This is a genomic window from Mycobacterium persicum, assembly GCF_002086675.1.
GTDB lineage: Bacteria > Actinomycetota > Actinomycetes > Mycobacteriales > Mycobacteriaceae > Mycobacterium > Mycobacterium persicum.
In genome coordinates this window covers 1-12,978 of record NZ_MVIF01000133.1, presented here as the reverse complement: position 1 = coordinate 12,978, position 12,978 = coordinate 1, and the positions used below count along the sequence as shown (strand labels likewise).

Below are 12,978 nucleotides of genomic sequence, written 5' to 3'. Positions count from 1 at the left end.
TCGGCTTCGTCAACCGCGGCAGCGCCAATGTCGGCAGCGGTAACCTCGGCAGCGGCAACATCGGGTTTGGGAACGTCGGTAGCTCGTTGACAGCGGGGTTGAACAACCTCGGGATGGGCAACACCGGAAACCACAACTTCGGCTGGGGCAATACCGGAGACGGCAATATCGGCTTCGGTAACACCGGCAACGGAAATATCGGTTTCGGGCTCACCGGCGACAAGCAACGCGGCTTCGGTACGTTGAACTCCGGCACCGGCAACATCGGGTTGTTCAATTCCGGAACCAACAACATCGGCATCGGCAACTCCGGTACTGGAAACTGGGGCATCGGCAACTCCGGCGACTACAACACCGGCATCGGCAACACCGGCAGCACCACTACCGGATGGTTCAACTCCGGCGCCGCCAACACCGGGATCGCCAACGCCGGCAACTACAACTCCGGTTTGTACAACGCGGGTGAAACGAACACGGGCAGCTTCAACAGCGCAGACCACAACTCGGGTGGCTTCAACTCGGGAATGTACAACACGGGATACTTCAACGGCGGCGACTACAACACCGGCATCGGCAACACCGGTGACGTCAACACCGGCGCCTTCAACTCGGGCAACTACAACAACGGCTTCCTCTGGAGAGGCGATTACCAAGGTTTGGTTCGACTCTCCTACCACGTGACCATTCCCGAATTTCCGTACCAGGGCGATGTGCATGGCCTCGTCGAACTACCAATCCAGGGCACCATCAACGAAATCACCCAGGATGCGTTCACCATTTCCAAGATCCGGATCAAAGTCGTTCTGCACCAATGGCCGGGCATAAATATCACCGTCTATCACGGCGACCTAGGCCCTTGGACCATTCCTGCGAATGTGTTATCGGCTCCAAATAAATATCGATGACATCGTTCGCACAACCTTCGAAAAGTCCGGCGGTGGCACGGCGGGCCCGTACACCTTCGGTTTTGACTTCGTCCAGGGACCGGGATTCTTCAATTCAACGACCGCTCCGTCGTCAGGCTTCTTCAAACTACGGCAGTGGCACGTCTCGTCCGGATTCTTCAACTCCGGCGACGGTCTATCGGGAATCATCAACACCGGCACCAACCATTCGGGCATCTGGAACGCCGGCGCACTGGAAGACTCGGGCTTCTTCAACTACGGCGCGCTGACATCGGGCCTGTTGAACAAGGGCAATACCATCTCGGGCATATTCAATACCAGCACAGTGGATCTCGCGACGCAGGCATTTGTATCCGGCATCGCAAACATCGGCACCCAAGTGTCTGGCTTCTTCCACAACGTCAGGCTGCCGTAACTGTCTCATCGTCCGCTCGCGCGGGCGGTGGCTGATCGCCTCCCGGGTTGACCCGAATTGGTGCACACGGTCGCCGGACGCTACCACGCTGAGTCGCGCGGCCGGGCCAACTGCGCTCAGTGCGCGCGTCGGTTGCCGCCCTGAACGCCAGCGGGCGCACCGAGCGTGACCTGGCGACGAAAATCCGGCCAACTTCTCACCGTCAGAACACGTTCGGCGACATCGCGGTGACGACGCTCACCGGCTCCAGCTGGATGGCGCCGTTCGCTAGCCCGCTCACGCGGGCTCCGCTCACCGGCTCCAGCTGGATGGCGCCGTTCGCTCGCCCGCTCACGCGGGCTCCGCTCACCGGCGCGGTTGCCAGAGGACGAGGGCCGTGCTCTTGGGCAACACCGCAAGCTCACGACGTTGGTTGGCGCGCAGGACCGCCAATTCCTCGGCCATCTCCTTGAGCCGCGCCTGCAGCGCTTCGACCTGATTCGTCAGCTCGATGATGCGCTTGATGCCGGCGAGGTTGACGCCCTGTTCCTGCGAGAGATGCTGCACCTGACGCAGCAGGTCGACGTCACGCTCCGAATAGCGCCGCCCCCCACCCGAAGTGCGCCTCGGACTGACCAAACCCAGCCGGTCATAGGTGCGCAGCGTTTGCGCGTGCATGCCGGCCAGCTCGGCAGCCACCGAGATCAGAAACGTCCGAGACTCGTCCTTCTTGGCCATCAGCGATGACCCGCCCAACCGGCCCTGGGGTTGAACCCGCTGGACCGCTCAGCCGCCGCGTAAGCCTGAAGTGCCTCTTCGGCGGCGCCTTCCAGGTTCGGCGGAACGGCCACCTTGACCGTGACGAGCAGGTCGCCGCTACCGCCGCTGCGCTTGGGCACACCACGTCCGCGCACCCGCAAGATGCGACCGTCGGCGGTGCCCTTCGGCACCCGAACGCCGACGGTCCCGTCCAGCGTCGGTACGGAAAGTGTTGAACCCAAAGCCAATTCGGTAAAGCTGACCGGAACTGTGACGGTCAGGTCATCACCGTCGCGCCCGAACACCGGGTGCGGTCGAACATGCACCGTCACATACAGGTCTCCCGACGGCGCACCGCGCAACCCGGCTTCGCCTTGCCCGGGCAATCTGATCCGCTGTCCGTCCTCGACGCCCGGCGGGATCCGCACATTGATGGTGCGGGTACGGGTGGTGACGCCGGTGCCTTTGCACTCATCACACGGGTGCTCGATGATCGAGCCGCTACCCCGGCAATCGGTGCAGGGCTCGGAGAAGCCGAACGCGCCCTGATTCCGGTTGATCACCCCGGCGCCGTTGCAGGTCGGACACACCTTAGGGCTGGTGCCCGGGCGCGCTCCGCTGCCGTGGCAGTTGGTGCACGGCGCCGGACTCGTCAGCCGCAACGGCATCGCCACGCCCTTGGCGGCCTCGACGAAATCAAGCTCGGTCTCGGTCTCCAAGTCGTTGCCGCGACGCGGCCGGCTGGGACGGGCGCTGCCGCCGCGGCCGAACAACCCGCCGAACAAGTCACCGATATTGGTCCCGCCCGAACGGCTGGCGGCGTCGAACAAATCGTTGAGGTTGAACTCGGCGCCATCGGAGCCGTAGCTACCTCCCCCGAAGCCCCCAAAACCGCCGGCGTCGAACCTACGACCGCCGAAACCGCCGCCGGCGAAAAGCCGGCGCGTTTCGTCGTACTCCTTGCGCTTGGCCGGATCGGTGAGCACTTCCTTTGCCTCGGAGACCGCCTTGTAGCGATCCTCGGCCGCCTTGTTGCCCGGGTTTCGGTCGGGATGATTCTCGGCGAGCAACTTTCGAGCCACGCGCTTGATTTCATCAGCGGTGGCGTCAGAGGAGACGCCCAACTCCTTATAGAAGTCCTTCTCGACCCATTCTCGCTGGGCCATGTTGCGTCACCTCCTCACCTTCGTCTGTGTAGTGTTGCCTCGCCTGTGATTCTCGGCCTTATTCACCGGGCACGTCGGCGTTATCGCTCGTGTCGGGCTGCTCGGTTTCGACGGGCTCGTCAGACGCGGGCGGTGCGTCCGATTCGGCCGTGTCGTCGGCAACCGTTTCGACGACGGCAACCAAGGCATTTCGCAGAACATGCTCACCGAGCTGGTAGCCCTGCCGCATGACGGTTCCGATCACCGGCTTGGCGTCTTGTCCGCCATCGCCCTCGTGCTGCACCGCCTCGTGCAGCACCGGATCGAAATCCTCACCCTCAGCGCCAAATGGCTTCAGCCCCAGGCCGGTCAACGCGCTCATCAGCTTGTCGGCGACGGCCTTCAGCGGCCCGGAATCCAAGTCTCCGTGCTTGCGTGCCCGTTCGATGTCGTCCACCGCATGCAGCAATTGGCTGACAACGGCGGCCTTGGCCCGGTCCGCCGCGGCCTGCTGGTCACGCAGCGCACGCTTGCGATAGTTGGCGAAGTCGGCCTGCACCCGTTGCAGGTCGGCCGTCAACTCGGCAACCTTTTCCGCCAGTTTGTCGCCGCCGACCGCCGAACCTCCGGGTACCGTCCCTCCCGGCGTATCGCCGGGAGGGACATGACGTACCTCGCCCGTTTCCGGATCGATGCGCCGCTTGTCGGTGACCGTCACCTGTTCGTGTGGGTTGCTTTCGGTCACTTGGACTCCCGGTCGTCGTCGACCACCTCCGCGTCCACCACGTCGTCAGCCGAGCCCGACGGGCCGCCACCCGGCTGCCCCGCGCCGGCAGCGCCAGCCTCAGCCTGAGTGGCCTCGTAAATCGCCTGTCCGAGTGCCTGCGATTCGTGGCCGAGCTTTTCCATCGCCGACTTGATCGCGGCAATATCAGTGCCACCAAGTGCGGTCTTGGCCTCTGCCACCGCGGCTTCGACCTTGCTCAGCGTGTCCTCGGGCACCTTTGACCCGCCTTCGGCCTCACGCTGTTCCTTAACGAACTTCTCGGTCTGGTAGACCAGCGTCTCAGCCTGGTTGCGGACGTCGGCCTCTTCGCGACGCTTGCGGTCCTCCTCGGCGTGCGCCTCGGCGTCTTTGATCATCCGGTCGATCTCTTCCTTGGACAGGCCCGAGCCTTCCTGGATCCGGATGGTGTTCTCCTTGCCGGTGCCCTTGTCCTTGGCCGTGACGTGCACGATGCCGTTGGCGTCGATGTCGAAGGTGACCTCGATCTGCGGGACGCCGCGCGGCGCCGGCGGGATGCCGGTCAGCTCGAAGGAGCCGAGCAGCTTGTTGTGCGCGGCGATCTCACGCTCACCCTGATAGACCTGGATCTGCACCGACGGCTGGTTGTCGTCGGCGGTGGTGAAGGTCTCCGACCGCTTAGTCGGGATCGTGGTGTTGCGCTCGATCAACTTGGTCATCACGCCACCCTTGGTCTCGATACCCAGGCTCAGCGGCGTAACATCAAGCAGCAGAACGTCTTTCACCTCACCCTTGAGCACGCCGGCCTGCAGAGCCGCGCCGACTGCCACCACCTCGTCCGGGTTCACGCCCTTGTTGGGCTCCTTGCCGCCGGTGAGCTCCTTGACCAGGTCGGTCACCGCCGGCATCCGGGTCGAGCCGCCCACCAGCACCACGTGGTCGATGTCCGACACCGAGATGCCGGTGTCGGCGATCACCGACTGGAACGGCTTGCGGGTGCGGTCCAGCAGGTCCTGAGTGATGCGCTGGAACTCGGCCCGGGTCAACTGCTCGTCGAGGAACAGCGGGTTCTTGTCGGCGTCGACGGTGATGTAGGGCAGGTTGATCGAGGTCGACTGGCTCGAACTCAGCTCGATCTTGGCCTTCTCGGCCGCTTCCCGCAGCCGCTGCATCGCCATCTTGTCCTTGGTCAGGTCGATGCCGCTGGTGCCCTTGAACTTGTCGACCAGCCAGCTGACGATGCGGTCGTCCCAGTCGTCGCCGCCCAAGTGGTTGTCACCGCTGGTGGCGCGGACCTCGACCACGCCCTCGCCGATCTCCAGCAGGGAGACGTCGAAGGTGCCGCCACCGAGGTCGAAAACCAGGATTGTCTGTTCCTTCTCGCCCTTGTCCAAACCGTAGGCCAGCGCGGCGGCGGTCGGCTCGTTGACGATCCGCAGCACGTTGAGGCCGGCGATCTGGCCGGCGTCCTTGGTGGCCTGGCGCTGGGCGTCGTTGAAGTAGGCGGGCACGGTGATCACCGCGTCGGTGATGTCCTCACCGAGGTAGGCCTCCGCGTCGCGCTTGAGCTTCATCAGGACGCGCGCGCTGATCTCGGGCGCGGTGTATTTCTTGCCGTCGATTTCGATGGACCAGTCGGAGCCCATGTGTCGCTTGACCGAACGCACGGTGCGGTCGACGTTGGTCACCGCCTGGTTCTTGGCGGGCTGGCCGACCAGCACCTCGCCGTTGCGCGCAAACGCGACGACGGACGGAGTGGTCCGTGAGCCCTCGGAGTTGGCGACCACGACGGGGTCACCACCCTCCAGCACGCAGACGACGGAGTTGGTGGTCCCGAGGTCGATTCCGACCGCACGAGCCATGGTGATTCCTCCTGAGTATGTAGACCTTCGGTACTGCACTATGCTGAGTGAACCCCGCTCAAGCCTGCTCCCAGCAGGACTTGCTGTCAAACAGGGTTGAGCTTGGTCCACTCAACTTGTCGATCATGCTAACGGTGCCGGTTGCCGACTTGTTCCCGGGGTCGGCATCTTGGTTCTGGCCCGCGCGGCGCTCTTCGTTCATTGACTGACACGATGCAGCGAAGTTGGCCAATTCGAGCGTCTTCGTTCAACGACTGTGCACGTAGGGCGTCGACTGAGCACTGGCGGCGTCGACTATGCGCGTAGGGCGTCGAGCGTGCGCGCAGGGCTGAGTCCGTCCCGCTCAGACACGCCGCCAGCGCACACCCGAAGCCACCAATGCACCCTCGACGCCGCCACCACACACTCGACGCCCACTCAGCCGGCCACGCTTGACGGTGTGTCAGATGGCGGGAGTGGGATAGCCTGGCACCCAGTCTCGCTGCGTTTCCGCAAGCTACGGCGATAAGGAATTCGATGGCACCGCCTCCTAGCATGCTTACCCGCGAAGACTCCGGCTACCACAAGCCCCTCAACAATCGGCAGCTGCAGATGATCGCGCTCGGCGGCGCGATCGGGACCGGACTTTTCCTCGGCGCCGGCGGCCGGCTCGCGTCGGCAGGACCGGGGTTGTTTCTGGTCTACGGGGTCTGCGGAATCTTCGTCTTCCTGATCCTGCGCGCGTTAGGCGAACTGGTGCTGCACCGCCCGTCGTCCGGATCGTTCGTTTCGTACGCCCGCGAATTCTTCGGCGAGAAGGCGGCTTTCGTGGCCGGCTGGATGTACTTCCTGAACTGGGCCATGACCGGGATAGTCGACACCACGGCGATCGCACACTACTTCCATTACTGGACGGCGTTTCACGTGATTCCGCAGTGGGCACTCGCGTTGAGCGCGCTGCTGGTGGTGTTGTCGATGAATCTGATCTCGGTGCGCCTCTTCGGGGAATTGGAGTTTTGGGCCGCCTTGGTCAAGGTGCTGGCGCTGGTGGTGTTCCTTGTCGTCGGCACGGTTTTCCTGGCCGGACGTTTCAAAGTCGACGGTCAACAGACCGGGGTATCGCTGTGGAGCAGCCACGGCGGACTGCTGCCGGCCGGGCTGCTGCCGCTGGTGCTTGTCACCTCCGGCGTGGTGTTCGCCTACGCCGCCGTCGAACTGGTCGGGATCGCGGCCGGGGAAGCGGCCGAGCCGGAAAAGGTCATGCCACGGGCGATCAACTCGGTGGTGTTCCGTATCGCGGTGTTCTACATCGGCTCGACCATCCTGCTGGCGCTACTGCTGCCCTACACCGCCTACCGCGAACACGTCAGCCCGTTCGTCACCTTCTTTTCCAAGATCGGTTTTGCCGGCGGCGGCAGCCTGATGAACCTGGTGGTCCTCACCGCCGCACTTTCGAGCCTGAACGCCGGGCTGTATTCCACGGGACGGATCCTGCGATCGATGGCCATCGCCGGCAGCGGCCCGAAATTCACCGCACCGCTGTCGAAAAACGGTGTGCCGTATGGCGGAATCCTGCTCACCGCCGGAATCGGTCTGTTCGGCATCGTCCTCAACGCCGTCAAACCGAGCCAGGCGTTCGAGATCGTGCTGCATATCGCCGCAACCGGAGTCATCGTGGCCTGGGCGACCATCGTGGCGTGCCAATTGCGATTTCACCGTTTGACGACCGCCGGGACGTTGCAGCGTCCGCATTTCCGGATGCCACTGTCCCCGTACAGCGGCTGGCTCACCCTGGTTTTTCTCGCGACCGTACTGATCCTGATGCTGTTCAACGAGGCATACGGTCGCTGGATGCTCGCCGCGATGCTGGTGGGCATCCCCGCCCTCATCGGCGGCTGGTATGTGGTGCGCCACCGCGTGCTGACCACCGCCCAGCACGCCGCGGAAACCACCCAGCCCACCCAATAGCGCAATAGCGCAATAGCGCATCACCGCGGTTCGTCGATGTCGACGCCGCTGGCGAGGTCGCCGCAGTCGACGATCTCGACCTGCCGCCCCGCCCGCAGATAAGCGGCCGCCCCCTGGTCCCCGGAGATCGTGGCCAGCACTGCCGGCCAATGCCCGCGGGCGATCACCACCGGATGTCCGGGCCGTTCGCCGAAGTACGCCCGCGCCAGACCACTGCGGGACGCCAACGCGCGGTTGACCACTCGCGCCACCACCGAGGCGTCGACATCGGGTGTATCGATGACGTGTAAGACGGCGTAGTCCGCGTTCATGCGATCGGCCTGCGCAAGGCCCTCGCGCACCGACGCGCTCAGCCCCTGTTGCCAATCCGCAGCGGTGATCGCGGTGACACCGGGTGGGACCGCCACCTGGGCAGCGCCAAGAACCACGACGATTTCGGTGCAACCACCGCCGGTCAGCGCATCCAGCGCGGCGTCGAGCCAACCTTCCACGAGGACCTTCGGACGTCCATACCGCCGTCCGGCACCTGCCGCTAAGAGGAGTCCGATCACTATCGACTCCGATAACGCCACTCTCCTATGATGACATCGGGCTTCTCAAAAGGCGACAACCAGATGGAACGCCATGACTCAGGACTTGCAACCGACCAGCGCTACCCCGGCACCCCGCTACGCCGGCACTCGCGTGCAGCGCGTCGAAGACAGCCGGCTGCTGACCGGGCATGGCAGTTTCGTCGACGACATCTCGAGGCCTGGCATGCTGCACGCCTGCTTCGTACGCAGCCCGTTCGCGCGGGCCCGGATCAATGGCATCGACGCCTCGGCGGCGCTGGCACTGCCCGGCGTCCACGCGGTGTTCACCGCCGCCGACCTCAATCCGGATGTCCGGGAGGCCTGGCACGCCGTCGCGGGTAAGGACGTCCCGGACACGCCGCGGCCCCCGCTGGCCAACGGCGAAGCGAAGTTCGTCGGCGACCCGGTTGCCTTGGTCGTCGCCGAGAACCGCTACCTCGCCGAGGACGCGCTCGAACTGGTCGACGTCGACTACGAGCCATTGCCGGCAGTGGTCGACTTCAGGCAGGCGCAGTCCGCCGAGGTGCTGGTACACGACGGCTACCCGAACAATGTCGCCGGCGGTATGGGCGGGGTGCGGCCGGACGAAAACGTCTTCGCCACATCGCCTAATGTCGTGGCAGAGCACCTCTATCAGCAGATCCATCTGCCGGTGCCGATCGAGACCCGCGGCCTGGTGGTGGAGTGGGTGGCGGCTTCAGGAGAATTGACCGTCTGGGCGTCGACCCAGACTCCGCACGAACTGCGCGCTTTCTGTGCCCGCCTGTTAGGCATTGCGGCACAACGGGTTCGGGTGATCGCGCGGGACACCGGCGGGGGTTTCGGCCAGAAGGTCGTCCCGATGCGCGAAGACATGTGCATCATGCTGGCCGCCCGCAAGGTGCCCGCGGCGCTCAAGTGGATCGAGGACAGGCGCGAAAACCTGATGTCGGCCGGGCAGGCGCGTCACGTCGACGGCAGGGCCAGGATGGCGTTCGACGACGAGGGCAAAATCGCGGCCGCCGACATCGACTTCGTCCAGGACATCGGGGCTTATCCGACGCCGTACCCGGTGTTGACCACCGCGGCCATCGGCATGTTCTTCCCTGGGCCGTACCGGGTGCCCAAGGCCAGCTTCAACTACAAGGCGGTGTTCTCCAACACCGCCGGGTTGGCGGCCTACCGCGGTCCATGGCAGTTCGAAACCCTCGCGCGCGAAATACTTTTCGACATCGCCGCGCGCAAGATGAATATCGATCCCGTCGAGCTGCGCCGGCGCAATCTGCTGCGCGGTGACGAGATGCCGTACGTCAACCCCAACGGCATGCCGTACGACCACGTCGCTCCGATCGAGACGTTCGAACAAGCCGTGAAAATCGTTGACCACGAGGGATTCCGCAAAGAACAGGCCGAGGCTTTGGCGCGCGGGCGCTACCTGGGCCTCGGCTTCTCGGCGTACATCGAGGCCACCGGCGCTGCCACCGGTCATATGGCCACCGAAGGCGCCACCATCCGGATGGGGCCGACGGGCAAGATCACCGTCTACGTAAACGGCGGTTCGAGCGGAAACAGCCTGGAAACCACTGTCATTCAACTGACTGCCGACGTGCTGGGGGCAGATTTCGATGACGTGGGCACCATTCAGGGCGATACCGCGACCACGCCGTACGGGGCCGGGACCCAGGGCAGCCGCAGCGGACCGATGACCGCCGGGGCCGTCACCGAGGCGGGGACCATGCTGCGCGAGAAGATCGTCAAACTGGCCGCACATCGCCTGAAGGTGGCCGAATCCGAAGTACAACTGGGTCATTCGCGCGCTGCCGTACGCGGGGACCCAGCAACCCAGGTGTCGTTCGGCGAGCTGGCCTACCTGGCCCACTACTCACCGCAGCAGTTGCCGCCGGGAATGTCGCCCACATTGGAGGCGACCGCTCGGTTCAACTCGCCCAACCCGATTCACTGGGCCAACGCGACCCACGCCTGCACTTGCGAAGTCGACACCGCGACCGGCAAAGTCACACTGCTGCGCTATATCGTCAGCGAAGACGTCGGGCCGATGATCAACCCGGCGATCGTGGAAGGACAGATCGCCGGCGGAACGGTGCAGGGCATCGGCGGCGCACTGCTGGAAAACCTCGTCTACGACGACGACGGCAACCCGCTGGCCACGACATTCGTCGACTATCTGCTGCCGACCGCCACCGAGGTGCCGCTGATCGAATATGGCCACGTCGAAATCCCGGGCCCGGGCCCGGGCGGATACAAGGGCGTCGGCGAAGGCGGGGCGATCGGATCGGTGCCGGCAGTGATCAACGCGATCAACGATGCCCTGGCGCCGCTGGGCGTGGCCCTAACGCGGCTGCCGGCCAGTCCGGCGTCGATCGTCTCGCTCCTGGAAGAGGCCTCGCGGTGAAGCCCGCATCGTTCGACTACCACCGCCCCGATACCGTCGACGCGGCCGTGGGCCTGCTGGCCGAGCTCGGCGAAGAGGCGAAAATCCTTGCCGGAGGCCAAAGCCTGGTGCCGATGTTGTCGATGCGGCTGGCCTACTTCGATCACCTCATCGACATATCCCGGCTGCCCGAGCTGCACGGTGTCGAAGCGCGCGGCGACCAACTGTGGATCGGAGCGGGAACCACCGAGGCCGTCGTTGGTGCCGATGCGCAAGTGCGCCAATCGGTTCCGTTGCTGAACTTGGCGACGCCGTTCGTCGGGCACTTCCAGATCCGCAACCGCGGCACGCTGGGGGGATCGATCGCGCATGCCGATGCCGCCGGTGAATACCCGGCGGTGGCACTGGCCCTGGACGCGGTGATGGAGGTGCTTTCGCCGCGAGGGCGACGAGAGATCGCTGCCGCGGACTTCTTCGCCGGCCTGTGGGAAACCACCATGGAGCCCGACGAGGTGCTCACCGGTGTCCGGTTTCCGGTGTGGAATGGCCGATCCGGCTTTGCGGTACGCGAATTTGCGCGCCGGCACGGCGATTTCGCGATCGCCGGGGCAGTCGTCGGGGTGCGGCTCGACGACCATGACCGGGTGTCGCGCTGCGCGATCGGCTTGCTGGGCCTGGGTGCCACGCCCACGCGCGCGACGGCGACCGAAACCGCGGTCACCGGCCTGCCGCTGCACGAGGTGATACCCGAGGAAATCGGCCGGGCAGCCATGTCGGAACTCGACGACATTCCGTCGGACCTGCAAGGGTCCGCGTCGTACCGCAGCCGGGTGGGTGCCGCCATGACGGCGCGTGCCTGGACCCAAGCAGCCCAGCAACCAAGCCTCGGAGCCAGCTATGCATGAGCGATCAGTCCAGTTCTCGGTCAACGGAAATTCCGTCGCCGCCAGCGTTGAACCGCGGATGACGTTGGCGGACTTCCTGCGTGACAAATGTGGGCTCACCGGCACTCATCTCGGGTGCGAACACGGTGCGTGCGGCGCGTGCACGGTGTTGCTGGACGGCGCTGCCGTGCGCTCGTGCCTGCTGTTCGCGGTCCAGGCCGACGGCATGGAGGTGACGACGGTGGAGGGCGTCGCGTCAGCGAGCGGCGAGCTTTCACCGGTGCAGGCGGCGCTGCGGGAGTGCCATGGACTGCAATGCGGCTTTTGCACGCCTGGTTTCGTCATGTCGATCACCGCGCTGCTGAACGACAATCCCCAGCCCTCCGACGACCAGATACGCCAAGCCCTGGCCGGGAACTTCTGCCGATGCACCGGCTACCAGGGCATCGTCGCGGCCGCGCGCCGGGCCGCAGACGTAATGGGCCACACCGAAGCCGAAGGCGCGTCACTGCGGTAACTTGCGTCACCTGCTGCGTAATCTGAGCTTTGGTCTTTGAGAATCTCGGGAGTAGCGCGTGCGGTTATTGCAGATCGGAGCGGCCCTGCTGGCGGCGGGTGCGCTGGGCGCCGGATGCGATTCCACCATTGACGGCAGGCCGATCGCCGGACCGGGCGCCGGGCCGATCGAGCCGTCGTTCCCGACGTCGCGGCCCAGTACCTCGCCACCGAGCGGCACGGCGCCGCTGCCGCCGACAACGCCGAGCCCGACTACGCCGGCCGGTGCCATCCCGTTGCCGCCCGACCAGAACGGTTACGTCTTCATCGAGACCAAGTCCGGCCAGACCCGCTGCCAGATCAACAAAGACAGCGTCGGCTGCGAGGCGCCGTTCACCAATTCCCCGATCAAGGACGGTGAGCACGCCAACGGCGTGCACATCACCGCCGCCGGCACCGTGCAGTGGGTCCTCGGCAATCTCGGCGCGATTCCGACCGTCACCATCGACTACAGGACCTACGACGCGCAGGGCTGGACCATCACCTCGACCACCGAGGGCACCCGCTTCCAGAACAACAGCACCGGGCATGGCATGTTCGTCAGCATCGACCGGGTCAGCACCTTCTGAGCTGGGAAGCACCCCGGCGTCAGTACCATCGGTTTTGTGGCACGCTACGGACCACCCGAAGACTTCCACAACCAGCCGACCCAGTATGGCGGCTTCGGAGCGCGGGGATACCCGCCGGCCGGCCGTCCTCCGCCAAACCAGCCCTACCAGCAAGGGCCGCCGGCTGAGCAACCCACCCCCGCCCCGCCGCGGCCCGGCCCACCGCGGCCCCCGGGGCCCTCGGACCACCCGCACCCGGGGCTGCCGGCCCCGCACACCAACCCCCCGACC

At 65.3% G+C, this 12,978-nt stretch carries 12 protein-coding genes and 2 pseudogenes; 8 read left to right on the top strand and 6 right to left on the bottom strand.

Annotated elements, in window-relative coordinates; genetic code table 11:
* Positions 1–905: pseudogene (locus BST40_RS25560) on the top strand (hypothetical protein); the annotation flags it as partial.
* Positions 874–1,320 (top strand): hypothetical protein, encoded by a 447-nt coding sequence (locus tag BST40_RS33400; protein WP_425270707.1) that lies wholly within the window; start codon positions 874–876, stop codon positions 1,318–1,320. The pseudogene BST40_RS25560 and the gene BST40_RS33400, both read left to right, overlap by 32 nt.
* 202 nt (positions 1,321–1,522) lie before the next feature.
* Here the strand turns inward: BST40_RS33400 and BST40_RS32655 are convergent, their stop codons facing one another.
* Genes BST40_RS32655 through dnaK form a run of 5 tightly spaced genes read right to left on the bottom strand, consistent with a single transcriptional unit; the run spans position 1,523 to position 5,810 of the window.
* Positions 1,523–1,654 (bottom strand): hypothetical protein, encoded by a 132-nt coding sequence (locus BST40_RS32655; RefSeq protein ID WP_279629028.1) that lies wholly within the window; start codon positions 1,652–1,654, stop codon positions 1,523–1,525.
* 11 nt (positions 1,655–1,665) lie between these two features.
* Positions 1,666–2,037 (bottom strand): heat shock protein transcriptional repressor HspR, encoded by a 372-nt coding sequence (locus tag BST40_RS25555; protein WP_075546379.1) that lies wholly within the window; start codon positions 2,035–2,037, stop codon positions 1,666–1,668.
* Complete coding sequence (gene dnaJ / locus BST40_RS25550) at positions 2,037–3,224, bottom strand: molecular chaperone DnaJ (protein WP_083156147.1); 1,188 nt, start codon at positions 3,222–3,224, stop codon at positions 2,037–2,039. The genes BST40_RS25555 and dnaJ overlap by 1 nt, the downstream gene beginning before the upstream one ends.
* Positions 3,225–3,282: 58 nt before the next feature.
* Positions 3,283–3,948, bottom strand: coding sequence for a nucleotide exchange factor GrpE (gene grpE / locus BST40_RS25545; RefSeq protein WP_083156145.1), 666 nt, complete (start codon positions 3,946–3,948; stop codon positions 3,283–3,285).
* A complete protein-coding gene (dnaK, locus tag BST40_RS25540; protein WP_075546376.1) occupies positions 3,945–5,810 on the bottom strand; it encodes a molecular chaperone DnaK in 1,866 nt (621 codons plus the stop codon). Before dnaK ends, grpE begins: the two co-directional genes overlap by 4 nt.
* 516 nt (positions 5,811–6,326) lie before the next feature.
* Between dnaK and BST40_RS25535 the strand changes: the two genes are divergently transcribed.
* Entirely contained in the window at positions 6,327–7,757 is a 1,431-nt protein-coding gene (locus tag BST40_RS25535; RefSeq protein WP_083156143.1) for an amino acid permease, read from the top strand.
* 20 nt (positions 7,758–7,777) lie between these two features.
* Here BST40_RS25535 and BST40_RS25530 read toward each other — a convergent pair whose 3' ends face one another.
* Complete coding sequence (locus BST40_RS25530; RefSeq protein ID WP_083156141.1) at positions 7,778–8,329, bottom strand: nucleotidyltransferase family protein; 552 nt, start codon at positions 8,327–8,329, stop codon at positions 7,778–7,780.
* A 52-nt stretch (positions 8,330–8,381) separates the two neighbouring features.
* Here BST40_RS25530 and BST40_RS25525 point away from each other — a divergent pair, with 52 nt between their 5' ends.
* The 5 genes and pseudogenes from BST40_RS25525 to BST40_RS31245 all read left to right on the top strand — a co-directional run.
* Positions 8,382–10,721 (top strand): xanthine dehydrogenase family protein molybdopterin-binding subunit, encoded by a 2,340-nt coding sequence (locus BST40_RS25525; RefSeq protein WP_083156139.1) that lies wholly within the window; start codon positions 8,382–8,384, stop codon positions 10,719–10,721.
* Positions 10,718–11,605, top strand: coding sequence for an FAD binding domain-containing protein (locus BST40_RS25520; RefSeq protein ID WP_083156138.1), 888 nt, complete (start codon positions 10,718–10,720; stop codon positions 11,603–11,605). Before BST40_RS25525 ends, BST40_RS25520 begins: the two co-directional genes overlap by 4 nt.
* Positions 11,598–12,101: a (2Fe-2S)-binding protein gene (locus BST40_RS25515; RefSeq protein ID WP_075546372.1), complete on the top strand. Its 504-nt coding sequence runs from the start codon at positions 11,598–11,600 to the stop codon at positions 12,099–12,101. Before BST40_RS25520 ends, BST40_RS25515 begins: the two co-directional genes overlap by 8 nt.
* A 58-nt stretch (positions 12,102–12,159) precedes the next feature.
* Positions 12,160–12,708, top strand: a complete 549-nt coding sequence (locus tag BST40_RS25510; protein ID WP_075546371.1) for a hypothetical protein — start codon at positions 12,160–12,162, stop codon at positions 12,706–12,708.
* A 36-nt stretch (positions 12,709–12,744) separates the two neighbouring features.
* A pseudogene (locus BST40_RS31245) lies at positions 12,745–12,978 on the top strand (hypothetical protein); the annotation flags it as partial.